This window comes from Sphingobacterium sp. SRCM116780 (assembly GCF_021442025.1).
Taxonomy (GTDB): domain Bacteria; phylum Bacteroidota; class Bacteroidia; order Sphingobacteriales; family Sphingobacteriaceae; genus Sphingobacterium.
Genome location: NZ_CP090446.1, coordinates 3515132 through 3539332, shown reverse-complemented (window position 1 = coordinate 3539332; position 24201 = coordinate 3515132). Strand labels below are relative to the sequence as shown.

At 34.3% G+C, this 24201-nt stretch carries 23 protein-coding genes; 11 read left to right on the top strand and 12 right to left on the bottom strand.

Features of this window, described 5'->3' with window-relative positions; all coding sequences use genetic code 11:
• Nucleotides 1–19: 19 nt before the first annotated feature.
• Nucleotides 20–1060 (top strand): LLM class flavin-dependent oxidoreductase, encoded by a 1041-nt coding sequence (locus LZQ00_RS15250; protein WP_234510123.1) that lies wholly within the window; start codon nt 20–22, stop codon nt 1058–1060.
• Between the two features lie 79 nt (nt 1061–1139).
• Complete coding sequence (locus LZQ00_RS15245) at nt 1140–1721, top strand: tRNA-(ms[2]io[6]A)-hydroxylase (protein WP_234510122.1); 582 nt, start codon at nt 1140–1142, stop codon at nt 1719–1721.
• Between the two features lie 66 nt (nt 1722–1787).
• On the opposite strand, the gene LZQ00_RS15240 is transcribed toward LZQ00_RS15245, so the two are convergent.
• Nucleotides 1788–2270: a GNAT family N-acetyltransferase gene (locus LZQ00_RS15240; protein WP_234510121.1), complete on the bottom strand. Its 483-nt coding sequence runs from the start codon at nt 2268–2270 to the stop codon at nt 1788–1790.
• 341 nt (nt 2271–2611) lie between these two features.
• On the opposite strand from LZQ00_RS15240, the gene rlmN reads away from it, so the two are divergent.
• The gene (gene rlmN, locus LZQ00_RS15235) at nt 2612–3676 is read left to right on the top strand and encodes a 23S rRNA (adenine(2503)-C(2))-methyltransferase RlmN (protein WP_234510120.1); all 1065 of its coding nucleotides are present in this window, start codon (nt 2612–2614) and stop codon (nt 3674–3676) included.
• Nucleotides 3677–3713: 37 nt separating this feature from the next.
• The gene (locus LZQ00_RS15230; RefSeq protein WP_234510119.1) at nt 3714–4412 is read left to right on the top strand and encodes a ComF family protein; all 699 of its coding nucleotides are present in this window, start codon (nt 3714–3716) and stop codon (nt 4410–4412) included.
• A gap of 103 nt (nt 4413–4515) precedes the next feature.
• Here the strand turns inward: LZQ00_RS15230 and LZQ00_RS15225 are convergent, their stop codons facing one another.
• The gene (locus LZQ00_RS15225) at nt 4516–4896 is read right to left on the bottom strand and encodes a VanZ family protein (protein ID WP_234510118.1); all 381 of its coding nucleotides are present in this window, start codon (nt 4894–4896) and stop codon (nt 4516–4518) included.
• 178 nt (nt 4897–5074) lie between these two features.
• On the opposite strand from LZQ00_RS15225, the gene LZQ00_RS15220 reads away from it, so the two are divergent.
• From LZQ00_RS15220 to LZQ00_RS15205, 4 genes are all read left to right on the top strand, one after another.
• A complete protein-coding gene (locus LZQ00_RS15220) occupies nt 5075–5428 on the top strand; it encodes a PadR family transcriptional regulator (RefSeq protein ID WP_234510117.1) in 354 nt (117 codons plus the stop codon).
• A gap of 12 nt (nt 5429–5440) precedes the next feature.
• Entirely contained in the window at nt 5441–7108 is a 1668-nt protein-coding gene (locus tag LZQ00_RS15215; RefSeq protein WP_234510116.1) for a PspC domain-containing protein, read from the top strand.
• A gap of 124 nt (nt 7109–7232) precedes the next feature.
• A complete protein-coding gene (locus LZQ00_RS15210; protein ID WP_234510115.1) occupies nt 7233–9641 on the top strand; it encodes a TonB-dependent receptor domain-containing protein in 2409 nt (802 codons plus the stop codon).
• Between the two features lie 105 nt (nt 9642–9746).
• Nucleotides 9747–10328 (top strand): TIGR00730 family Rossman fold protein, encoded by a 582-nt coding sequence (locus LZQ00_RS15205; RefSeq protein WP_234510114.1) that lies wholly within the window; start codon nt 9747–9749, stop codon nt 10326–10328.
• 82 nt (nt 10329–10410) lie between these two features.
• Here LZQ00_RS15205 and LZQ00_RS15200 read toward each other — a convergent pair whose 3' ends face one another.
• Together LZQ00_RS15200 and LZQ00_RS15195 are read right to left on the bottom strand one after the other, a co-directional pair.
• Nucleotides 10411–12030 carry an NADP-dependent glyceraldehyde-3-phosphate dehydrogenase gene (locus tag LZQ00_RS15200; protein ID WP_234510113.1) on the bottom strand — a complete coding sequence of 540 codons (1620 nt, stop codon included), beginning with the start codon at nt 12028–12030 and terminating at the stop codon, nt 10411–10413.
• A gap of 39 nt (nt 12031–12069) precedes the next feature.
• Entirely contained in the window at nt 12070–13506 is a 1437-nt protein-coding gene (locus tag LZQ00_RS15195) for an MFS transporter (RefSeq protein WP_234510112.1), read from the bottom strand.
• A 566-nt stretch (nt 13507–14072) separates the two neighbouring features.
• On the opposite strand from LZQ00_RS15195, the gene LZQ00_RS15190 reads away from it, so the two are divergent.
• Together LZQ00_RS15190 and LZQ00_RS15185 are read left to right on the top strand one after the other, a co-directional pair.
• Nucleotides 14073–14975, top strand: a complete 903-nt coding sequence (locus LZQ00_RS15190) for an alpha/beta hydrolase (RefSeq protein WP_234510111.1) — start codon at nt 14073–14075, stop codon at nt 14973–14975.
• A gap of 224 nt (nt 14976–15199) precedes the next feature.
• Complete coding sequence (locus LZQ00_RS15185) at nt 15200–16501, top strand: UDP-N-acetylmuramoyl-tripeptide--D-alanyl-D-alanine ligase (RefSeq protein WP_234510110.1); 1302 nt, start codon at nt 15200–15202, stop codon at nt 16499–16501.
• Nucleotides 16502–16576: 75 nt separating this feature from the next.
• Here LZQ00_RS15185 and folP read toward each other — a convergent pair whose 3' ends face one another.
• The 3 genes from folP to LZQ00_RS15170 form a co-directional block, all read right to left on the bottom strand.
• Nucleotides 16577–17419: a dihydropteroate synthase gene (gene folP, locus LZQ00_RS15180; RefSeq protein ID WP_234510109.1), complete on the bottom strand. Its 843-nt coding sequence runs from the start codon at nt 17417–17419 to the stop codon at nt 16577–16579.
• 193 nt (nt 17420–17612) lie between these two features.
• A complete protein-coding gene (locus tag LZQ00_RS15175; RefSeq protein WP_234510108.1) occupies nt 17613–18191 on the bottom strand; it encodes an L-threonylcarbamoyladenylate synthase in 579 nt (192 codons plus the stop codon).
• Between the two features lie 26 nt (nt 18192–18217).
• The gene (locus tag LZQ00_RS15170; RefSeq protein WP_234510107.1) at nt 18218–19036 is read right to left on the bottom strand and encodes a 2,3,4,5-tetrahydropyridine-2,6-dicarboxylate N-succinyltransferase; all 819 of its coding nucleotides are present in this window, start codon (nt 19034–19036) and stop codon (nt 18218–18220) included.
• Nucleotides 19037–19133: 97 nt separating this feature from the next.
• Between LZQ00_RS15170 and LZQ00_RS15165 the strand changes: the two genes are divergently transcribed.
• Complete coding sequence (locus tag LZQ00_RS15165) at nt 19134–19556, top strand: RNA-binding S4 domain-containing protein (protein ID WP_234510106.1); 423 nt, start codon at nt 19134–19136, stop codon at nt 19554–19556.
• An 87-nt stretch (nt 19557–19643) separates the two neighbouring features.
• On the opposite strand, the gene ytxJ is transcribed toward LZQ00_RS15165, so the two are convergent.
• The 5 genes from ytxJ to LZQ00_RS15140 form a co-directional block, all read right to left on the bottom strand.
• A complete protein-coding gene (ytxJ, locus tag LZQ00_RS15160; protein ID WP_234510105.1) occupies nt 19644–19976 on the bottom strand; it encodes a bacillithiol system redox-active protein YtxJ in 333 nt (110 codons plus the stop codon).
• A 1-nt stretch (nt 19977) separates the two neighbouring features.
• Complete coding sequence (locus tag LZQ00_RS15155; protein ID WP_234510104.1) at nt 19978–20721, bottom strand: hypothetical protein; 744 nt, start codon at nt 20719–20721, stop codon at nt 19978–19980.
• A 191-nt stretch (nt 20722–20912) separates the two neighbouring features.
• Complete coding sequence (ribH, locus tag LZQ00_RS15150) at nt 20913–21401, bottom strand: 6,7-dimethyl-8-ribityllumazine synthase (protein WP_234510103.1); 489 nt, start codon at nt 21399–21401, stop codon at nt 20913–20915.
• 70 nt (nt 21402–21471) lie between these two features.
• Nucleotides 21472–22149 (bottom strand): tetratricopeptide repeat protein, encoded by a 678-nt coding sequence (locus tag LZQ00_RS15145; protein ID WP_234510102.1) that lies wholly within the window; start codon nt 22147–22149, stop codon nt 21472–21474.
• Between the two features lie 78 nt (nt 22150–22227).
• Nucleotides 22228–24153 (bottom strand): polysaccharide biosynthesis protein, encoded by a 1926-nt coding sequence (locus tag LZQ00_RS15140; RefSeq protein WP_234510101.1) that lies wholly within the window; start codon nt 24151–24153, stop codon nt 22228–22230.
• Between the last annotated feature and the right edge of the window lie 48 nt (nt 24154–24201).

The window sequence follows — 24201 nt, the reverse complement described above, 5'->3', positions numbered from 1 at the left end:
CTTATAAAAATAAAACCATATGGAATTAGGAATAGGCATGTTTGGCGATTTGCATATTGATCCCAAAACAGGACATATACAATCTCCACAAGAGAAATTACATCAGATTATTGAACAAGTAAAATTGATGGATGAAGTAGGGCTTGATTTTTTTGGAATGGGGGAACATCACCGTCCAGATTATGCTGTTTCTTCTCCAGAGATTATCTTGGCAGCAGCAGCTTCCGTGACTAAGCATATAAAATTAGGAAGTGCTGTTTCGGTATTGAGTTCGGCAGATCCTGTCAAGTTATTTCAAGATTTTTCAACGGTTGATGTTTTATCAAATGGACGTGTTGAATTGATGGCGGGAAGAGGGTCTTTCATTGAGTCTTTTCCATTATTTGGATATAATCTGAATGATTATAGCGCTTTGTTTGAAGAAAAGCTTGATTTATTAGTGAAATTGAATAAACAGGAAACCATTAGTTGGACAGGGAAATTTCGACCAACATTAGTGAATCAACAGATATTTCCTCGTCCTGTTCAAAAAAACTTACCCATATGGGTCGCAGTTGGTGGTACAACATCATCGGTTATTCGTGCTGGAAAATTAGGATTACCAGTTATGTTTGCTATTATTGGAGGTACATACGAAGGATTTAAACCTTTAGTCGAAATGTATCAACAAGCCTATGAGGATAATGGTCATGATATGGAAAATTTCCAAGTTGGTGTACATATGCATGCTTTGTTTGGAGACGACTCGCAACAAGTAGCAGATGCATATTATCCAATCTATGCTGCTCAGATGAATCGTATCGGTGGAGATCGCGGTTGGCCTGCTTACCAACGTACACAATATGATTTTGGTCGTTCATCACATGGACACCTCATCATCGGTGATGCAAATTATGCGGTAGATAAAATTTTGAAAATTCAGGAATCGTTAGGTTTAACTCGTTTTTCTGCACATATGGATGTTGGTGCTCCTGCCCATTTGGATATGATGAAGGCTATCGAAGTCTTTGGTACTAAAATAGCACCTCAGGTAAGAGCAGCTCTTAAAAAGGGAGAGTAAACTCAGGGATGTAATTTTGAACATTTTTATATCCCTAAGATATGCTTAACTTTGTGATTCAAATCATAGAAACGACAAGATGTTAGGATTGAAATTGTTAACGGATCCACGATGGGCGAATATTGCAGAAGGAAATTTAGAAGAAATTCTAACGGATCATGCTTGGTGTGAGCAAAAAGCAGCTTCAAATGCTATTTCTTTAATCATGTATAATTCGGAATATGAAGAATTGGTGCATGAATTGACGGCTATTGCTATTGAGGAGATGCAACATTTTCAAATGGTCATTGATATCATCAAAGAAAGAGGGTATACGTTAGGAAAAGAACGTAAGGATGATTATGTGGGACAATTGATGAGATTCAATAAGAAAGATGGTTCTCGCAATATGGCGTTTATCGATCGTTTATTGTTTGCTGCAATGATCGAAGCTCGAAGTTGTGAACGTTTTCGGGTGTTGTCACAAAATATAAAAGATGAAGAACTTGCTAAGTTTTATCATGATTTAATGATTTCTGAGGCAAACCATTATACGACTTTTCTTAATTTTGCACGTCAATATTCGACGGATGTTGATGTTGATAAGCGTTGGAAAGAGTGGTTAGATTTTGAAGGGAAATTAATACAATCATATGGTAATAAAGAAGCCATACACGGTTAAGTTTTCTACCTATATTAAAGCAATAAACAGTGTCCCATTTTCATTTTAAAAATGGGATTTTTTATGCTAAATAATTGTTGATCTGCGTTCCAAAATACAATTATCCATCCAAATACCGTTTAGTTTTGCCGCTTTTTCTTGAGTTCCCAATAGTTTAAATCCGAATTTTTTGTGCAATTCAATACTTCTTTTATTTTCAGGAAAGATAAAAGAGAGTATCGTCCAAATACCAGCTTGCTCAGCTTGATCAATAATATAGTGCATTAATATTTTCCCGACTCCGTTACCTTGTTTATTTTCATCAATATAGATGCTTAACTCTGTGACTCCTTGGTATCCCGTACGTTGTAAAACAGGAGATAGAGCAACCCAGCCAATGACGTTTTCGTTACTGATGGCAACAAAACGCATATATGTCAAATGCTCTTTATCCCAATCTTCCCAAGAAGCTGTTTTTGTTGCCAATGTGATATTTCCTGCATCTATTGCTTGTTGATAAATTCGAGCAACATCGACATAATGTATTTTTTCTAGTTTTTTTATTTCCATTAGTAACACGATGATAATAAGAATTGTCTTATACTAAGATTATTTCATGCTATATCTTGAAATTCGTCATTCAAAACTAGGAAAACTTTATACAGAATACAGTATTGAACTATATTTTTTTTCTGTTATTTTCATCTCATATGCTATTCAGCAGGTTCTTTTTCATTCAGTTAAGTATTTTGCTTGTTTTTATATTGCCAATCATAAGAATAACGATGGAGTGAGTATGGGTTTTGTATATCTTATTTTTAGTTTAAGTAATAAATTATTATTCAGACAGTTCTATATTTTATGACATTATAACAAGAAGGTTTTTATAGAAATTACTTTACCTTTGTGCCGTGGCTGAAAAAAGTAAAATAATTGATATTCGTAGTCTGTCGATAGATCAGATTAAAGAAAAGCTTACTGAAATGGGTGAGCAAGGATTTCGTGCAAAACAAATTTACGAATGGATTTGGCAAAAGTCTTGTGTAGATTTTGATTTGATGAGCAATCTGAGTAAACCTTTGAGAGAGAAGCTAAAGGAGAATTTTGTTATTCATGCTGTCAAAGTAAAACAATCACAAATAAGTTCAGATAAAACCATTAAGAGTAGTTTTTCATTGTATGATGGCAATGTCATTGAAGGTGTTTTAATTCCTGCTCCAGAGAGAATGACGGCGTGTGTCAGTTCGCAGGTGGGCTGTAGCTTAACGTGTAAATTCTGTGCTACAGGTTATATGGATCGTAAACGTAATCTAAATGCGGACGAAATATATGATCAAGTTGTTTTAATTGCAAAACAGGCAGAGGAAAAATATAACCAACCGTTGACGAATATCGTTTATATGGGTATGGGAGAACCTTTGTTAAACTACGCAAATATGATGAAATCAGTAGAGCGAATTACTTCTCCTGATGGATTGAATATGGCTGCTAAACGCATTACCGTGTCTACAGCTGGTATTGCAAAAATGATTAAAAAACTCGGTGATGATCAGGTTCGCTTTAATTTGGCACTTTCTTTACATGCTGCAAATGATAAGAAGCGAAATGAAATCATGCCGATTAATGAACAGAATACATTAGAAGCGTTAGCAGATGCTTTGAAGTATTTTTACGCCAAAACAAAGAGTCCAATTACCTTTGAGTATATCGTTTTTGATAATTTCAATGATGATCTGGAAGATGCCAAAGAACTCGCAAGATTTTGTAAACATGTACCTTGCAAAGTAAACATCATTGAATATAATCCAATTTCATTGGCAAGTTTCCTAAATGCGGATGCCGATAAGATAGAGATATTTGCTAATTACTTAAAAAGTCAAGGTATTAATACCAATCTTCGAAGAAGTCGTGGGAAAGATATTGATGCGGCATGTGGTCAATTGGCGATAAAAGATAAAGAGGCTCAAGAAGCTTAATATAGATGATTATGGCTATATTCGTATAGCCATAATCATGATGAAGAACCAATTATTCAACTATCTAAAAGATTTTTCGACACTATTTTTTCCTATTGTCTGTGCTGGCTGTGGACATGTTTTGATGAGCCAGGAAAAACATATCTGTACAAGTTGTTTATTCCATTTACCAATTACTAATTTTCATTTGGATCCAAACAATCAAGTTGCACGTCAGCTTTGGGGTAAATTTCCTTTTGAACATGCTGCAGCAATGCTTTTGTTAAAGAAAGAATCGCGTGTTGAACGTATTTTATATCAAATAAAATATGCTAACCAACCTGAATTAGCCTATTTCTTCGGAGAACAATATGGCAAAACGTTAGTAAAGAATGACCTCTTTACCCATATCGATATCATCATTCCTATTCCGCTGCATAAGAAGAAATGGAAGAAAAGAGGATATAATCAATCTTTTTATTTTGCACAAGGATTAGGAGCATCACTTTCCAAGCCAATTTTAGAACATGGATTAATTCGAAAAGTCGAAACCGTCAGTCAAACTCAAAAATCGAGATTAGAACGCTATGAAAATGTCCTAAACGTATTTTTTTGTCCAGATGAAACAGCTGTGAAAGACAAACATATTCTTTTAGTGGACGATGTATTGACCACTGGAGCGACAATAACTGCTGCTGCCGAGCAATTAATCGCTATAGGCTGTAAAATTTCTATTTTAACTTTGGCAAGAGCTTAATTACCTTTTGTTTCCAGTATATATCCAAAGGTAATTACAATTTTTCTTCAATAAAGTAAAAATTTCAATAAGTTCCTTTGGTTAAGAACTGTAAATAATGAGCTTATTTTCGCTTCACATAAAAAAGCAGGTAAGCAAATCCTGACATCCCAATTCCAACACTGTCAGCAAAAAGATCCCACCAATCTCCAGATCTATAGGTAAAAATATAGAGCTGTAAAGCTTCTGTTAATAATCCAAATAAAATCCCGAGTATACTAACAATTAATATCGGAACCCATCTTGTTGGTCGACCTTTGAATTGTATTAAGACACCATTGTAAATCAACGTACAGAAAACGAAAAACATACCTGCGTGCACGAGCTTATCCATCCCAGGATAGGATGGTATTTTATTAAAACTTTGCCCAGGCATACAACAAAGTACAATGACCACTACAGCCCACAGCATTACCCACTTATAATCTAATAACAATCTTATCATGCGTCCTTATAATCAATTTTCGTGCTAAAGTAATTATAAATAAAATAAAAAATGAATTTTATTATTCAAATAATTGTAAAATTATATATCTGATAATCAGTTAATTGTAAAATACTTTTATTTTTTACAGTACTATGTATTGCATAGTATATAATAAAACATATATCTTTGTATTGTTATGATAGCTGAAAATACGCAAACACAAATGAGGAAAGGAATACTAGAGTATTGTATTCTTTCAATTATTTCCCGAGGGGAGATATACGCCTCTGATATCATCAGCGAACTGAAAAAAGCACAGCTCTTGGTGGTAGAGGGTACATTGTATCCACTGCTGACAAGACTTAAGAATAACGGTTTGTTGAGTTATATATGGAAGGAATCCACCTCTGGGCCTCCTCGTAAATATTATGAAATTACGGAAGAAGGACATCAGGTACTCGAAAGGTTGGATGTCACCTGGAAAGAACTTGTTTTTGCCGTAGAGACATCTCTATCAGAGAGAACTAACAGAATTGACGAATCAATATAACCTATAAATAACATGAACAAGACTATAATTATCAATATAAATAGTATCGTTTTTCATATAGAAGAGGACGCATATGATGTGTTGCGCAATTATATGATTGATATTAAAAAACATTTCGGAAATTCTGAAGATAGCAAAGAGATTTTGGATGATATCGAAAATCGTATTGCTGAAATGTTTACTGAGAAGATCCAATTAGGCATTAAAGAAGTGTTGAATATGGAGGATGTAAATGCTGTTATCGCACAGATGGGCAGTGTTAGCGACTTCGAAATCAATGATTCTGATCAACCTTACGGAGATCAAAAATCTACGAATAGCTATAATAACATTAGAGCGGAAAAAAAGCTGATGCGCGATCCGGAAGATAAAGTGATCAGTGGTGTATGTAGTGGTTTGGGACATTACTTTGGGGTAGAGTCAAGATGGGTTAGACTACTATTCGTTCTATTTGTGATCCTTTTTGGTTCAGGATTTTTAGTTTATATCATTTTGTGGATTGTAATGCCAATTGCAATAACGCGGGCAGATAGAATGGAAATGCGAGGAGAATCCCCTAATATCCAAAATTTTAAAAGAAGTTTTGAAGAGGAATTGAGTGGCCTTCGTGAAAATTTTTCAGGAGCTGGTTCCAGTTTCAATAAAGGAGTAACGTCGGCTGGAAATGCATTTGGAGAAATTCTTAAAATCGTTGCCAAGGTCATAGGTTTACTCGTTGCTTTTGCAATAGGAACAAGTTTAATTGGTTTATTAATTGCGCTTGTATTTTTTAGTCTAGGTATTGCAGGGATAACGGATCAGGGGGTTATTGAGCCTTTAGCACTAATCGATCCAACACAAGCTCCATGGGCATTAATTGCGGCATTTTTGGCAATTGCGATTCCATTTGCAGGACTATTCTATTTAATTATCAGACTTCTATTTAATAAAAGGCCGATGAATAATTATCTCACAACTTCTTTATTCTTAGTTTGGCTAGTTTCTTTGGGGGGTATCATTTATTACACAGGATCCGTAGCTAAAGATTTTAAAGAAGAAAGTAAGATCGTAGAAGAAAAAACATTGGAAAGACGATCGGTTTATCGCATTACTGAGCGTGATGTGCGTGTGATTAAATTAAATGGAAATGATTCACGTACGAACTTGAAAATTAACGGAACTAACTTGTCTGATTATTTGCAAGATAATATCCGAATTCGATTTGAAAGAATAGATTCCACACAAATGCCTTATATTAAATATGAATATTCTGCAAAAGGTGCAAACTATAATATCGCAACAAAACGCGCTTCCGCAATTAATTATAAAGCCGTTCAGGATAGTGCAAATATTATTTTTGATAGTCATTTTAAATTAGGAGAAAAAGAACTTTATCGTGATCAAGAAGTGAATGTAACAATTTATCTTCCAGTGGGTTCAAAGGTAATATTGCACAGAGAATTAGAACGTCACTATGCTGATATTTCATATTATGAATGTTTCGATCGATATGGAAACCATGATCTAAAAGAAACAGAATGGCTGATGACTAATCTGGGATTGAAGTGTGCATTGCCAGAAGTCAAAGAAGTTGATGAAGAAGAAGTTCCTGCAACGGATACAACGATCATCAAACGGGATACCATTATCAACATTACTCCAAATGCTGTTGTCGTTGAGACGAAAGAAAAGAAAAAGTAATATAAAGGTGCTTAGCACCTTTATATTACTATAAATAAACTAATCAAGCTGTAACATTATTTATAAACGAATACTAACTATTCAAAAAATATTATTTTTTGAATAAGGAAACCTTTACCGTAAAATGAAAATAAAATTATTACTAACAGTCTTTTTAGCATTAATTACCCAGTTGTTATGGGCAGCTATTGGAGTCACTGGAAAAGTTGTGAATGAAAAAAATGAGGCGATATCTGCTGCAACTGCTTATCTGATTAGTAGTAACAATAATATTGTCTTAAAAACAGCTGTTACAGATGAACAAGGGTTATATGCTTTTAATAATGTTGCACCTGGATCTTACTATGTTGAAGCACGAATGATTGGTTATGATTCGAAGAAATCAGCAACCTTTACATATAGCGATGTACTTTATAAAGCCGCGGATTTACAATTGATTCCAAGTTCGAAGACCTTGTCAGAAGTAACGGTAGAAGGAAGAAAACCGCTTGTCGAAAATAAACAAGGAAAGTTAATCTTAAATGTTGAAAATTCTTCTCTTTCAGCAGGAAATAATGGATTGGACATTGTTCAGCGTGCACCTGGAGTTAGCTTAGATAATGATAACAACCTGCAATTAATGGGGCAATCTGGTGTGACAGTTACCATTGATGGCCGTCAGACGTATATGACGGGTGAACAATTGACCACCTTATTGAAAACTACGGATGGCAGTCAGATTAAGTCTGTTGAAGTAACGAAATCTCGCAATGCAAAGGATGATGCAGAAGGTAGTGTGGGGACGATTAACATCGTGATGAAGAAGAATAGAATGGAAGGATTTAATGGTAATTTTTCTGCTACCGCTGGTTTTGGTAAAAAGTTTAAGGGAAATTCTGCTTTATCGCTTAACTATAAAAAGGAAAATACAACTTATTTTGGATCTTATTCTTATAATGATGAGGGACAATTGAACGAAATCTCGATCAAAAGAATCATTTCAAACAATGGTAAAGAAACGGCATTTGACCAAAGTACGAACATGGATATTAAGGATCGAACACATACCTATAAAATTGGTGTAGAACAAAGAACTTCCGATCGTAATATCATGACTTTGCAATTTAATGGTAGTAATAATGTTGAGCTCAATGATAATGAGAGTCAGTCTTTAATTGGGCCAAACCTTACAGAGCTGGATTCAACATTGGTATCCATGACAAACTTTAAGGAGAAATTTAATCGTTATTCCCTGAATTTTAATAATGAATTTAAAATAGATTCATCAGGTAAGAAACTTGTTTTGGATTTAGATTGGAGTAAATTTAAGAATAGCAAACAAGCAAATTATGATAATAGACTATTTGACAATCATAACGAATTAATAAGAGATCCAGAGTTGTTGCGGAGCCAGATGCCAATAGGGATTGATATCTATGTTGCTAAATTAGATTACAGTCAACCCTTAAGTAAGACTTCAAATCTAGAGACAGGCTTAAAATATTCAAATGTAAAATCAGATAACGATTTGCTGTTTGAAGAGCAGATCGATAATATCTGGACAAATATTGTGAATAGATCTAATCATTTCGTTTACAAAGAACAAATTTCTGCAGGTTATATCGACTATGCAAATGAACTAGGAAAATGGGGTATTAAAGCTGGATTAAGAGGAGAATACACGCAGTCTGATGGACATTCTATTACAGAAAACAAACAAGTAAAGCGAGATTATTTTGATTTATTTCCTTCTGCAAATTTGAGTTTTAATGCCCATGAGAATCATATTTTCTCTTTAGGTTATGCACGGAAAATAACCAGACCAAATTATCGTCAACTGAATCCATTTGATTATTTTATTGATAAGTATACTTCTGAAAAAGGAAACCCTTATTTAAACCCGCAATATTCTAATGAGCTAAATCTGAATTATACCTTATATAAAAAGTATAATATTTCCTTAGGATACAATAGACAGACAGATGCTATTGTCGAAAGTATGGGGCAAGACTCTGTTAAAAATACGACATGGGTGACACGTGAGAATCTTGGAAAGAATAATTCTGCATTTTTGAACTTGAGTATTCCGGTGCAAGTAGCGAAATTCTGGTCTACTTATAATAATATAACGGCTGTCTATATGAATTTTGATGGAACAATTTCAGGAGAGCACATCGATAACAACAGTTTTTTGTTGCAGGTAAATTCAATGAGTACATTTAAAATATCTCCTTCCGTATCTGCTGAGATGAATCTTCGCTATTTTTCTCCTTTTACCTACAATATCTATAAGCTAGAAAGTCGTTGGGATGCACAAGTTGGTTTGACAAAAAACTTCAAGGATAAGAGAAGTTCACTTAAACTAGCTGTATCTGATGTTTTCAATACGGGTAATAATAATTTATCAACTATGTTTTCGATCTTCAATACTAAAATTAGACAAGATCAAGATCGTCGAGTTTTTCGCCTGACTTATTCTTATAAGTTTGGAAACTTAAAAAATGTGATTAATAAAAAGAATACGGACAACGAAGAAAAGCAACGTGCGCAATAATAAGATGTTTCAATGTTTATTTAGTGATAACCGTAAATACGAAAGTATTTGCGGTTTTTTTCTTATAATTAAGTAAACTTGTATATACAAATAATAGTTATTTAGATGAAAAGTGTATCTGTATTTTGTGCTTCAAGTCCTGGTTTTGACCCTATTTGGATGAAGGAAGCGTATCGGGTCGGTCAAGTTTTGGCGACTCAGAAAATTAAATTGGTATATGGTGGCGGACAGGTAGGTTTGATGGGGGCTATTGCAGACGCAGTTATGGAAAATGAAGGTGAAGTTGTTGGCGTGATTCCTCATTTCTTGAACAAAAAAGAAATCGCTCATCATGGCATTACATCGTTAATCACGGTAGAAAATATGCATGAGCGTAAAATGTTGATGAATGATCTTTGTGAGGGAATCATTGCTTTACCGGGAGGTTTCGGTACAATGGAAGAGTTGTTTGAAATGATTACTTGGGGACAATTAGGATTACATAAGAAACCAGTAGGGATATTGAATACAAATGGGTTTTATGATCACTTAATTGCTTTTATTGATAATATGGTCCAATCGGGTTTATTAAAACAAAAAAATCAAGAGATGTTATTGGTTGATACCAATATTGAATCTTTATTAGATAAAATGATCAATTATGATCCACCTACTGTTGAAAAGTGGATGAGTAGTGAAGGGACTTAACCGGCAGATTGAAGATATTCGGGAGCAAAATATTAGTTCGAGAAAACAAATTAAATGAAAAAGGGGCTTTGCCCCTTTTTCATTAGAAAATGTATTTGGTACTTAAGAAATTGGAGCTGTTATTACTAACAATTTCATTAAGAATGTTTTTATTGTCATCCGTAAATTTTGCCGCAACAAGTGAACGAATTGAGAATGCGCGTAAGGCATCGACAACAGATAAGGTTCCCTCAGCACTATCTTTTCTACCTGTAAAAGGAAAGATATCTGGTCCTCTTTGGCATTGACAATTTATATTGACACGACTTACTTGATTAACCAATGGATCAATTAAAGAAGATATCACCGCGGCATTATTACTAAAAATACTTACTTGCTGACCATGTGATGAATCGATGAGGTATTCAATTGGTTCCTCCAGATCATCAAAAGGAACAACTGGGATTACTGGTCCAAACTGTTCTTCTCGGTAAAGTTTCATATTGGCATTCACAGGATACATAATCGCAGGATACACAAATGATTCTTTTACCTGTCCACCATTTGGATTGATAATTTTTGCTCCATTTGCAATAGCATCTTCAATACATTCTGTTAGATATGCTGGTTTGTTCAATTCAGGTAAAGGTGTTAAAGAAACTCCTTTTTCCCAAGGCATACCATACTGTAGTTTTTCTACTTCAGCTGATAAACGTTTTAAGAATTCTTGCGCAATACTGCGATGTACATATACAATCTTGATTGCAGTACAACGTTGACCATTGAATGAAAGTGATCCTAAAACAGTTTCTGATACGGCTAAATTAAGATCTGCATCTTTGGTAATAATCGCCGCATTCTTAGCATCCAATCCTAAAATAGCACGTAGACGGTTTACTTTTGGATGTAATTTTTTTAATTCATCGGCTACTTTACTGGATCCAATTAATGTCAACACATTAATTTTTCCAGATTGCATCAAACTAGGAACAATAGTATTACCTCTACCATAGATCGTATTCACAACTCCTTTAGGAAAGCTTGTTCTGAATGCTTCTAATAACGGGTAGTGCAATAAAGTTCCATGCTTAGGTGGTTTAAATAAAAGCGTATTTCCCATGATCAACGCAGGAATAAGCGTGGTAAAGGTTTCATTCAAGGGATAATTAAAGGGGCCCATACAAAGCACTACTCCTAGTGGGGATCGTCTAATTTGCGCGATAATACCTTGCTCTATCTCAAATCGTGAAGATTGTCTGTCAATATCTTTTAAAGCATCAATAGTTGCATAAATGTATTCTACTGTACGATCAAATTCTTTAATCGAATCGGTAAAAGATTTTCCAATTTCCCACATGATCAATTTGACAACAATGTCTTTTTTCTCGATCATCTTTTTTGTGAAATTTTCTACACAGGTAATGCGATCTGCAACACTCATTGTTGGCCATTCACCGCGACCATTATCAAAGGCTTTAACAGCAGCATCAAGTGCAGCCATTGACTCCTTTTCAGTACACACAGGGAAGCTACCGATACGTTTTCGTTGAAGACCATCCTTGGTCTTGACACATATGGGTGAAAAGACTTCATTGATTTGACCTTCCCAAGGGATCATATCTCCGTTTGAAAGGAACTCACGTTGGTCGACTTGCTCTTGAAGCGTAAATTCATGAGGAATGTTATTTTCCTCATAGAAAATGCTTTCTAAATCTAAGTTCATTTTAATTTAATTGTGGATTAGGTTGTTGAATTTGTGTTCTTATAATACTACTTGTTTCATTTTTGGAACTAATGTTTTCATGACTACCCATGCGATAAGGTAAGCGAATGCACAGAAAGAAAATATGATAAAATATCCCGCGGCTTCACCTTCAAACCCCATAAAAGTCATGTGTGTTTCTTTAGCTCTATCAAATAACGCACCAGATATTTTATTAATGAAAAAAGAACCTAATCCTCCAGCTAATCCACCGATTCCTGTTACGGTTGCAATGGCTTTTTTGGGAAACATATCACCGACAGTAGAAAAGATATTGGCCGACCAAGATTGATGAGCAGCTGCTGCAATACCGATAAAAATGACAGGAATCCAATAAGATATATGACCCAATGGTTGTGCGAATAAAACGATCAAGGGTATAAAAGCAAAAATTAACATTGCCCTCATCCTACCTTCATATGGATCCATACCTTTTTTTTCGACAAAAAATGTCGGTAGATAGCCCCCATATATGGACACTAAAGTAATCATGTACAGAACGAAAATGGCTAATTGCCCTTGTGTATCAGAAGATTTGATGTCATATACAGCACTCAAATAAGCAGGCATCCAGAATAGAAAAAACCACCAAACACCATCTGTCATAAATTTACCAAATGCAAAAGCCCAAGTTTGTTTATATTTAAAATACGCTAGGAAAGATACTTTTGATTTTTCATTTGATTTTTGTTCCTCAGTCTGATGAACAGTGTCTTGTAAAATATATTCCAATTCACTTTCATTTACTTTAGGGTGTTTTTCAGGGTTTTTATACATGAATATCCAAAACCCCATCCATACAAAACCGAGTGCTCCGATGATAATAAATGACATTTCCCAACCATAGTATTTAGCAATGACAGGGATAGTAATTGGAGCGATTAAAGCCCCAATAGTAGAACCTGCGTTAAAAATACTTGTTGCTAAAGCACGGTCTTTTTTAGGGAAATATTCGGCAGTTGCTTTAATGGCAGCGGGGAAATTCCCTGCTTCTCCTACTGCTAGTACAAATCTTGCAAAAATAAATAAGACGACGCTCGTATTGATAACCAACCCAATATCACTAATCTTCATAATGACTGATTTAGATTCCTCAAAATTGAGAAACCAATTTCCAGTCAAATATCCAGCTGTAGCAATACCACAAAAAGCATGAAGAATAGCACCGATCGACCAAATACAAATTGCCCAGATAAATCCTTTTTTTGTACCCAACCAATCAACGAAACGGCCAGCAAAAAGCAAGCTCACGGCATAAAAAATAGAAAATAATGCTGTTATATCTCCATAATCGCTGTTTGTCCAGTGAAATTCAGGACTTATAAAGTCTTTCCAAGTCAAGGACAAGACTTGTCTATCTAAATAATTAATTGTCGTGGCAAAAAATAGGAGAGCACATATGCTCCAGCGGTACTTTGTTGGTTTATTATTGTTCATGTTTTGGTTTACTTTTTTCTATATATTATCAGAAATATATAGGTAAGCTTATTTCTTTTGACTTTCTAAAAGGTATATCAATATCCATTTTCAACCTTATGCAAGGTTGAAAATGGATTATCTTATTTGACTTTTGATATATCCTAAGTTAGGGCATATAATAAGAATTTGAGGCATAATAGCTGTTTATATTTACGCAAACGTTTTCAGTAATAAGGAAGTTTTTAATCTAGCTTCTTTTGGCCCTATATTTAAAAACTAAAGTCTAATAATTTAGTGTTGTTCTTCAATAATTTTCCCAATAGGTTCCAGCGTATCTTTCTCAAATATGCCTATTTGGAGCAGAATAGCAGGCTTCTCGACTTGATTGCATCTTTTGCAAGATCCATTTTACAAAATAAATAACCACTGGAGATTTGAATTTTTATTCAGATGTTTGGTACATTAGAGGAGGATATATTTTATCAATCCATAGAAAAGGTTACGTAAAAAATAACAATGTTTCAATCTGAAGAAGCAAGAATGATTGTAGAACAGATCGTTGAAGCGCATAAAATTTTTAAATAATGAAGGTTTATTTTTGGATTATTCTTTTCCATATTTTCTGCTCAACAAGCACCGCACAAGCGCTGATAAAGATGGATACTTCTTTTACAGTACAGGGTGCTTTTATCAAAGAAAGTAAGAAAAGACCTTACATTACTGTAGCAGAACGGATTGATTCAACAGTTTTGACACTTCACCAGATTCCGTATAAAAAAACGGAGGACAGAATTCTTTCTTTAGATGCTTATGTTCCTCGGGATTTTGATTCAAAATATCCTTGTATCGTTTTGATACATGGAGGAAACTGGCAATCTGGAAATAAAGAAATGATGGCTACGATGGCAAGATCATTGGCTCATCAATTTGTGGTGTTAAGTGTTGAATATCGACTTGCTTTAGAGGCCAAATTTCCAGCTGCATATGTGGATTTAACAGATGCTATTTTGTGGGCTAAAAGCCAAAAGCAATTACCAATTGATACGAAGAGAATTGCTGTCATTGGAACTGATGCTGGTGGACAATTAGCAAGCCTTTTGGGAACGAATGCATATCAAAACAAAGAATCTATTGTTCAATCTGTCATTAATATCGACGGAGTTCTTGCTTTTCATCACTCGGAATCACAAGAAGAAGAGGCTGCTGCATTTTGGCTAGGGGGAACTTATGATCAAAATCCAATCCAATGGAAAAATGCATCTCCCTTATATCAGGTCAACTCTTCTACAGCACCAATGTTATTTTTGAACAGTTCTATTCCTCATTTTCATACAGGAAGAGCGGATATGATGAAAAAAATGAATGATTTTGGAATCCATTCTGAATTCTTCGTTTTTGATGATACGCCACATACCTTTTGGCTTTTTAACCCTTGGTTTGATCCGATGATGGATAAAATAAAGGATTTTTTAGACAGAACGCTTTAACAAAGATTCTATATTAGTTTATTACTGTGGCTCTTTCTTATCTAACGATCATACTCGTCATCGTATTTTGATATAATGTTTAGTCTTATATTGTTATTTTAGAAAATGGTATTTCGTTTAAACCTAAATCCAAAATCAAACTTTTGTAGTGAGTAATCGTTCTCTAAATAACTATCTTTGTTTAACGATTGAAATCATCAAAGTATTCAAGTAAGAGTTTAATAATGGAATTAGAAGCATTATATAGCATTTTTAAGCAATATCCTGTTATATCAACAGATACACGCAATATTTTACCAAATTCGATTTTCTTTGCTTTAAAAGGGGCAAATTTTAATGGGAATGAATTTGCAGAGCAAGCCTTATCCATGGGTGCTCAATATGTCGTCATCGATGAAGAACAGTATCAAAAAGATGAACGATTTGTATTGGTTCAAGATGTGTTGACTACACTTCAAGTCCTAGCACACCATCATCGTAAACAGCTGAATATTCCTTTTATTGGCGTTACAGGGACGAATGGCAAAACGACTACTAAAGAACTATTGAATGCTGTATTGGCTAAGAAATATAAAACGTATGCGACCAAAGGGAATCTGAATAATCACATTGGCGTTCCATTAACATTACTGTCGATTCATCAAGATATTGAAATTGCAATCATTGAAATGGGAGCGAATCATGTGGGTGAAATCGATTTTCTATGTAAGCTTGCTGAGCCAACTCACGGTTTGATTTCTAATGTAGGTAAAGCACATTTAGAAGGATTTGGATCATTTGAGGGTGTAAAGAAAACAAAAGGAGAGCTTTATGATTGGCTACAGGAAAATCAGGGAACGCTGTTTTTGCAATCGGATAATCAACATTTGAAAGAGATGGCGGGACAACGGATGATAAAAGAAGTAATCACGTATGGTTTTTCAGCATCAAATGATATTATTGGAACACTGATTAAAGCAAACCCATTATTACAAATCGAGTGGCATTTGCAACAATTGGATAAACAGTTTCATGCTGATACGCAATTAACGGGTTCTTATAATACGGAGAACTTTTTGGCAGCTATTGCCGTTGGTAATTATTTTAATGTGTCTTTGGAGTTGATTAATGATGCTATTTCGGAATACAAACCGACCAATAATCGTTCTCAAATCACGAAAACAGCTCACAATACGGTTATCTGTGATTACTATAATGCTAATGCAACAAGTATGGAAGCTGCTTTAGATAATATTCGAATAATTGAAGCAAAACATAAAGTTGTGATTTTGGGAGATATGTTTGAATTAGGAGCAGAATCTTTTGAAGAGCATAAAAAGGTTGTGGAAAATGCAAAATCTATTTTTGGAGCTCGATTAATCTTTGTTGGTCATGCATTTTATGAACAACGATATGCAGATACAGAATTTTATGAAACAACTGCAGATGCTAAATCGGCATTATCTAACCATCCGATTAAAGATTCAACGATATTACTGAAAGGGTCAAGAGGGATGACATTTGAAAAATTGATGGAAGTATTATAGGGAAGATATAAAAACAAGAGCGAGATTAATGATCATTAATCCCGCTCTTGTTTTTATATAGCCGATTTAACAGAATTATTGAAATAATAAATCAACAATCTGTTTCGCTTCTTTTACATCATGTACGCGTAAGATTTGGACACCTTTACTTAATAATAAAGTATTCAGAACTGTTGTCCCATTTAATGCTTCCTCAGGACTAATACCTAATTTTTTATAGATCATAGATTTTCTGGATATACCCCCAAGTATAGGCAAACCAAAATATTGCAATTCATCTATCCGATAAACCAGTTCATAATTTTGTTCCATTGTCTTTGCAAATCCATAACCTGGATCAAGAATAATATCCTTAACTCCGAGCTGTCTTAACTCCGCGATTTTTTCTCCTAAAAATATTGCGACATCTGTTACAATATCGTTGTATTGGGTTAATTTCTGCATATTTTCAGGAGTGCCGCGCATGTGCATTAAAATATAAGGAACCTGCAATTTCGCGACCGTAGGAAACATTTCAGGATCAATAATACCTCCCGATACATCATTGATCATATGTACACCTGCATGTACACAAGCCTCAGCGACATCTGCGCGAAAGGTGTCTATGGAAAGAATAATATCGGGAAAGGTTTTAACGATGGCTTGTACTACTGGAAGAGCTCGGTCTATTTCTTCTTGTGAAGAGATTAAAGGAGCTCCTGGTCGAGAGGAATACGCGCCAATATCGATAATGTCTGCTCCAGCGGCTAATAGTTGTTTCGTTTTTTCGAGTGCCTGTTCGATGTTATTATATTGACCCCCATCAAAAAAGGAATCTGGGGTAACGTTCAAAATACCCATAATAATAGGGTGATCAAATGTGATCAGCTGACCTTTTAGATTGATCGACTGTGCAGGTGCTGTTTTAATCATTTTCATGTAGTACAAATTTATCAAGCTTATTTAATAAATAGGCATTAAAACAAAAAAGGTTATTTCCTATTCAGAAAATAACCTTTTTAATATCTTTCTCTAGACCTATTTTACAACTAATACACCATCAGCAACGAATGTAATTTCTTTATTAGGTTCTGTCAAAGCTGCAAGTAATACTAATTTTTTCATATCAATCTTATTTTCTGATAAATTCAAATTTTCCACTGGGATCTAACTTCATAATACTTGATGACTTGCCGTCACCCTTTTCATGTTGTCCAAACTTTACGATGTAATCAACATGCTCTTTAACATCATCTGAAATATCATCAAAGCATTTCGGAGAAGGTTCGCCACTCATATTGGCAGATGTCGATACCAATGGCTTTCTAAATCGTTGTAAAAGCTGCTGACAAAAATCATGATTAACAATACGAATTCCTATTGAACCATCTTCTGCAACAACATTGGATGCTAGATTTTTAGCTGCCGAATAAACAATTGTTAATGGTTTATCGGTGTATTCAATCAATTGGTAAGCTACTTCCGGGATTTCGGAAACGTAACTTGCCAATTGATTCTCATTATGTAGAAGAACAATAAGACTTTTATCTTTAGCTCTGCCCTTTAACTGAAAAACTTTTTCTACAGCTTCAGCGTTTGTGGCATCACAGCCTATACCCCAGATCGTATCTGTTGGATATAAAATCAAACCTCCGTTTTTGAGAACTTCTAAAGCTTGATTGATATCATTTCTATCTACAAATTGACTCATTTTTTCTTTTTAACAGCTGTTCTGTATTATACAGCAACATTGTGTTCACGTAAGGCATCGTTTAAAGACGTTTTCTTATCCGTCGACTCCTTACGTTTACCAATGATTAGTGCACAAGGGACTTGGAATTCACCTGCAGGGAATTTTTTAGTGTAAGAACCAGGGATAACAACAGAACGAGCAGGTACGTAACCTTTATATTCTACTGGTTCAGGACCTGATACGTCAATGATTTTAGTCGATGCTGTTAAGACAACATTAGCACCTAAAACAGCTTCAGTTTCTACACGTATACCCTCTACAACAATTGTTCTTGAACCAACAAAAACATTATCTTCGATGATTACTGGAGCCGCTTGTACAGGTTCTAATACACCGCCAATACCTACACCACCACTTAGGTGGACATTTTTACCAATTTGTGCACATGATCCAACAGTTGCCCAGGTATCAACCATGGTTCCTTCATCTACATATGCGCCAATGTTTACATAAGAAGGCATCAAAATAACTCCTTTTGCCAAATATGCACCTAAACGAGCAGAAGCTCCAGGTACAACACGAACACCAATTTCTTTGTAGTTCGTTTTTAATTTCATTTTATCATAGTAAACAAATGGACCAGCAGTTGATTCACTCATTTCACGTATTGGGAAATATAAGATAACTGCTTTCTTAATCCAGTCATTTACATGCCATCTTGAACCAATTGGTTCAGCAACTCTTAATTCTCCTTTGTCTAGTTTTAAAATTACAGTACGGATTGCTTCTGCATATTCTTTATATTCTAGAAGCTGTCTGTCTTCCCAGGCATCTTCAATAAGTTTTTTTAATTGTTCAGGCATTTTTTATAATTCAAAAATTTTTAATTCTTTTATTTGAGGACAAATATGTTAAAATTTGTTCAATTTATCATGTATAATGAACAGATTTTAAGTCAATATGACTATTTTTGTACAAATGGCAGCAGAAACTGAAAAACTTCGAATCGATAAGTATTTATGGTCAATACGTCTTTTTAAAACACGTAGTTTGGCGACTGACGCTTGTAAAGCGGGGCGTGTAAAACTAAACGGACAAAATATTAAGGCCTCCTATGTCGTGAAAATAGGAGATATTTATCAAGTGCAAAAAGGAATTGAACGTAAAATCGTCAAAGTATTAGGACTTCTAGAGAGACGGGTAGATGCTAAAACAGCCGTGCAGTTTTATGAAGATCAAACACCTGAAGAAGAAACAACAGCTTTTAAATCCGTCTTCCAGGCGCCTATCTTAAAACGGGATCGTGGAACAGGTAGACCAACGAAAAGAGATCGTCGCGAAATTGATGACTTAAAAACTGATTGGTGGGAGGAAGAAGGATAGTGCTCGATACTATTTAATCGTATTTCTGAGAATAAAGAAAATTACAATCATATTTAAAATAGAAAAAGCTACTTTCAGTAGCTTTTTCTATTTTAAATAATTGACAATATCATCAAAATCAATCTCTCCATGAGAAGCATCGAAAAGACAGCTATTGCCCTTTACGATTAGTAACTGCGGAGATTGATGCTCTACTTGCCATATCTGAGCGATCTGATTAGAAATTTCCCGGAAAGCCAACAGATCTAAATAATAAACATCGTAAGGTTTATCGGCTAAATTAGCAAAGCGCTCCAAATTTCTTTTGGCCATCCCACTTATTCCACAACTAGTACTGTGTTTGAAAATAGCAGATACTTGTTGATTGTTTAATAATCCTTGGAGTTGATCCAAAGAAGTAAGAGGAATCCAATTAATCATATTATAAATCTGTAAATTTTGAGGCTTCTACTTGTACAAATGAAGAAACAGTTGCAAATGTACAGCTTTTCTTTTTATTCTGGCTAGCAGTAAATGATGTCGGAAGTCGTAATCCAGAGCCAGTATCTTTATATTGATCAACTTGATACGTGATTCCAGTTGTTAGGTTTTTAAATACTTTTATCTCTCCAGTTTTTTCACTTATTAATAGATTACCTAGTAGTTGATCATTGAAGAAATTGGTTTTAGATTCAACTTGTGTACTTATTAATTTTTCATTATTTACAAGCTTAGTCACTTTATCAGTAAAATTAACGCCTTTTAGGTCTGCCAGTGTTGGTAATAATAATAGACCTAAATCATCTTTAACCTGATGAATAATATCTTGATGAAATTCGTTTGTTATGTTGTTCGTTTCATCATCGCTAATAAAAAGTTTGAGGGGTTTATTACTTTTGAAATTGAATAAGTAAACCAATCTTTCATTATTCTTAGAAAGACCTTCGAAGCGACAAGCTCCAGTTGCTCTATTCCATAGTAATGAACGTACTGACTCATTTTTAAGGATATCCGAGTCATTATTTCCAGAGCAAGAAAATAATAAAATTGTTGTTTCATTCCAATTTCCTGTTCCCCCAATAGAGGACCATAATTTAGTTTGAATATTATTTTCTTGTGCTAATCCTAGTCCTATGTTCAATTGTAAGAAGATTAACGAGAAAATAATCACTATACTATTTTTCATTTTACGAATCTTTATAAAATATAAAATCGACTTAATCACCAACAAGTGCCTAAGTCGATCATTCTGTATATTGATAATTAGATTATTGTATACTTTCTTTTATTTTAGTTATATAAGCTTTATGTTTTCCAATTCGTTTACATGAGCTTATATAGCAATATCCAAACTAGAATGGCAAAAATAATACCAGTTTAGTTTTGACTGCTAATGTGTGCCATTTGAATAGCTGTTATTGCAGCTTCTTCGCCTTTATTACCATGTTTGCCACCGGCTCTATCCAATGCCTGTTGCTGATTGTCTGTTGTTAATACACCAAAAATAACGGGTTTATTATACTTCAAAGCAACATTACTAATGCCATTCGCAACAGCATCACAGATAAAATCAAAATGACGCGTTTCTCCTTGAATGACACACCCTAAACATATAATTGCATCTAGTGAATCGTCACGGAATAAAATGTCTGCTCCTGTAATTAATTCAAAACTACCAGGAACTTCAATAATCTTGATATTTTCTTCTTTTGCTCCATGCTTTTCTAAACCAGAAATTGCGCCATTTAAAAGAGCCCCAGTTATTTCTGCATTCCATTGTGCCACTACAATTCCAAATTTATATGGATTTGCGTTTGCAACTGTTATATGTGAGAAATCAGATAAATTTTTAATGCTACTTGCCATATTGGGAGCAAATGTAATAAAAAAAGGCTACTTTTTGAGTAGCCTTCTATATGATAAATAATGTTAAATACTATAAATGAGCTTGAACACGGCCAATAGGACCATCGATCATGGCTGCTTCCTGACTTTCTGGATAATCTGTTTTGATTTTTTTGTAAGTTTCTTCAGCCTGTTTGTATTCGTTTTGAGCCTCGTAAACCAATCCTAGTTTTTTAAGAAATAATGGAGTAGTATAAGAGTTTGCAGATTTTTCAGAAGCTTCTTTGTAAAAAGTAGCCGCTTTTTTATAATCCTTTAATTCAGAATATACATCTCCTTTTAATCCAATAACCAATGGATCAAGGACTGTACTACCTGTTGCAGAATAATTTTCCAAAGCCTCAAGAGCTTCATTGTATTTCCCTTGGCGTAAATACAATCCACCCAAGTAAGCATTTGCAATGTTCGCTGATTTGGTATTTGAATATTCATCTGCAATTTCCTTAAACCCTAAGAAAGAACCATCACCTTCAATTGCACGTTTTTGAAGAGAATCTATTGTGGCATATTCTTCTGCTTTAAATATTTCATTTGCAGCTTTTTCGGCTCTAGGTTGCAAATAAAGCTTTTGATATCCAAAATATAATAGTACTAACACGAAAATACCACCAACGATAAATGTGATACTTTTTTGATTGTCTTGAAAAGATGAACCTTGTGAAGGTTTATTCGCTTGCCCAGCGGTATTTTGGTTTTGATTCTTAGACATTATTATTTAATGAAAATATAGAGTGCAAAAATACAATTTTACAGTAAATATGCAAGTTTTTGTTATATATAATAAACGTTAACCTTTATTAATGTAGTTGTTCTCTGCCTCAAGTTCTTTATCTATTTGTTCGTAGATAGAGTTTTGACTTTTAAATTCAGGTACAATTTTCTTCATTTCTAAAACAATATCATGCTTATTTTGAAGTTTAATACCCGCGATTAAGATTTCAATATGGTTGTTAACTAGTTTAAAATCATTTTCCCGCACTTTAGCAATCATAATCTTTTTATGATGGGTTGGCATGGTATTTTCTAAATCATTGAGAAGTTCTTCGTATAATTTTTCTCCAGGGCGTAGACCTGTAAATTTAATTTCAATATCCTCATTTGGAACATACCCAGATAGTTTAATCATTTTATTCGCCAATTCCACAATCTTTACTGATTTTCCCATATCAAAAACGAAAATTTCTCCCCCTTCACCCATTGAGCCAGCTTCTAATACCAGTTGGCAGGCTTCAGGAATAGTCATGAAATAACGTGTAATCTCAGGGTGTGTAACCGTAACAGGTCCGCCTTTTTCAATTTGGTCTCTAAACCTTGGGATAACGGATCCATTTGAACCCAATACATTTCCAAATCGAGTGGTAATAAATTTAGTTTTTGCACTTATATCAGCGTTATTCTGAAGGTAATGATTGAAAGATTGCACATATATTTCCGCTATTCTTTTTGTAGCTCCCATAATATTGGTCGGATTCACCGCTTTATCTGTGGAAACAAAAACAAACTTTTCACTGTCATATTCAACAGCTAGATTAGCAATGTTTTTCGTTCCAACAATGTTTGTATGAACAGCCTCGATAGGGTGATTTTCCATCATCGGAACATGCTTATACGCTGCAGCATGATAGACATAATGAGGTCTAAATGTTTCAAACATCAATTTCATTCTTTCTATCTCACGGACATCTCCTATAAAAGAATGATAAACCTGATGTGGAAACTCATCTTGTAAGTCCAATTGCAAGTTATGAAGTGGCGATTCTGCTTGATCACACAGAATAATCATTTGTGGTTCAAATTTTCCTAGTTGTCGCGCGATTTCACTACCAATAGAACCTGCTGCGCCAGTAACTAAAATACGCTTTCCTTTTAATTGATTCAGAATGTTGTCATTGCTGATTTTTATTGGAGCTCTTTCTAAAAGATCTTCAATTTTTATTTTCTGTATTTGATTTGGATTTAATTCCCCATTCATTATTTTCTTAACAGGAGGCAATGTTAAGATGGTTACTTTTTTCTCCAAACAAATGTCAATAATATCGTTTTTTGCTTCCAAAGGAATATTGTGAGAAGCGAAAATAAGCTCTTCAATGTTCAAATTGATAATTACCTGTCCAAGCTTTTTGGGGTCAAAAATCTTGATCCCATCGATCACTTTTCCGATTTTGTATTCATTATCATCTAGGTATCCTACAATTGAATTTTTAGATCGCACATCATGATCTAAAGTTCTTTTAACAGCAATCCCTAAATCTCCAGCGCCGTAAATCAACGTATTTCTTCTTTCGGTTTTTACATTTTTTGTATAAACAAAAAATATTTTGACAAATGTTCTATAGGTTGTCAGTAATAAAAAACAAAATAACGCATATAAAATGATGAGCGAACCAGGTAAGGAGTTCATGTCACCTGTAGCCAGTAATATTGTTTTAATAGTAAAGAAGACAAGGACTGAGAAAACAATGGCAGTAAGGATACGAATGGAATCAACGGCACTTGTATAACGTATAATCCCTGTATGCATCTTAAATAAATAAAAAGAGGCTGCTGTGACGCCTATACAGTAGATTAATCTGATCGCAAAATCAGTCGTCTGTAAAAAAGCGAAATCAAAACTATAATAGATGATATTTGCGAGTATGAAAGCAAAGATTACAGTGAAAATATCTAATACAAAAATAATCCAACGAGGAACAATATTAAGTTTATTAAACATAGTTTCTTTTAGTGCTTAGTTGTACAAATGTAGTTTTTTTTTCTAAAC

Coding starts and splice junctions, on each gene's coding strand:
- LZQ00_RS15200 (WP_234510113.1), bottom strand. CDS start 12,030: ATGAACTTAGATTTAGAAAGCATTTTCTATGAGGAAAATAACATTCCT.
- LZQ00_RS15240 (WP_234510121.1), bottom strand. CDS start 2,270: ATGGAAATAAAAAAACTAGAAAAAATACATTATGTCGATGTTGCTCGA.
- ribH (WP_234510103.1), bottom strand. CDS start 21,401: ATGGCAAGTAGCATTAAAAATTTATCTGATTTCTCACATATAACAGTT.
- LZQ00_RS15225 (WP_234510118.1), bottom strand. CDS start 4,896: ATGATAAGATTGTTATTAGATTATAAGTGGGTAATGCTGTGGGCTGTA.
- LZQ00_RS15185 (WP_234510110.1), top strand. CDS start 15,200: ATGGAATTAGAAGCATTATATAGCATTTTTAAGCAATATCCTGTTATA.
- LZQ00_RS15170 (WP_234510107.1), bottom strand. CDS start 19,036: ATGCCTGAACAATTAAAAAAACTTATTGAAGATGCCTGGGAAGACAGA.
- LZQ00_RS15245 (WP_234510122.1), top strand. CDS start 1,140: ATGTTAGGATTGAAATTGTTAACGGATCCACGATGGGCGAATATTGCA.
- LZQ00_RS15140 (WP_234510101.1), bottom strand. CDS start 24,153: ATGTTTAATAAACTTAATATTGTTCCTCGTTGGATTATTTTTGTATTA.
- LZQ00_RS15165 (WP_234510106.1), top strand. CDS start 19,134: ATGACTATTTTTGTACAAATGGCAGCAGAAACTGAAAAACTTCGAATC.
- LZQ00_RS15220 (WP_234510117.1), top strand. CDS start 5,075: ATGATAGCTGAAAATACGCAAACACAAATGAGGAAAGGAATACTAGAG.
- folP (WP_234510109.1), bottom strand. CDS start 17,419: ATGAAAATGATTAAAACAGCACCTGCACAGTCGATCAATCTAAAAGGT.
- LZQ00_RS15190 (WP_234510111.1), top strand. CDS start 14,073: ATGAAGGTTTATTTTTGGATTATTCTTTTCCATATTTTCTGCTCAACA.
- LZQ00_RS15210 (WP_234510115.1), top strand. CDS start 7,233: ATGAAAATAAAATTATTACTAACAGTCTTTTTAGCATTAATTACCCAG.
- LZQ00_RS15195 (WP_234510112.1), bottom strand. CDS start 13,506: ATGAACAATAATAAACCAACAAAGTACCGCTGGAGCATATGTGCTCTC.
- ytxJ (WP_234510105.1), bottom strand. CDS start 19,976: ATGATTAATTGGATTCCTCTTACTTCTTTGGATCAACTCCAAGGATTA.
- LZQ00_RS15175 (WP_234510108.1), bottom strand. CDS start 18,191: ATGAGTCAATTTGTAGATAGAAATGATATCAATCAAGCTTTAGAAGTT.
- LZQ00_RS15250 (WP_234510123.1), top strand. CDS start 20: ATGGAATTAGGAATAGGCATGTTTGGCGATTTGCATATTGATCCCAAA.
- LZQ00_RS15145 (WP_234510102.1), bottom strand. CDS start 22,149: ATGTCTAAGAATCAAAACCAAAATACCGCTGGGCAAGCGAATAAACCT.
- LZQ00_RS15230 (WP_234510119.1), top strand. CDS start 3,714: ATGATGAAGAACCAATTATTCAACTATCTAAAAGATTTTTCGACACTA.
- LZQ00_RS15215 (WP_234510116.1), top strand. CDS start 5,441: ATGAACAAGACTATAATTATCAATATAAATAGTATCGTTTTTCATATA.
- LZQ00_RS15155 (WP_234510104.1), bottom strand. CDS start 20,721: ATGAAAAATAGTATAGTGATTATTTTCTCGTTAATCTTCTTACAATTG.
- LZQ00_RS15205 (WP_234510114.1), top strand. CDS start 9,747: ATGAAAAGTGTATCTGTATTTTGTGCTTCAAGTCCTGGTTTTGACCCT.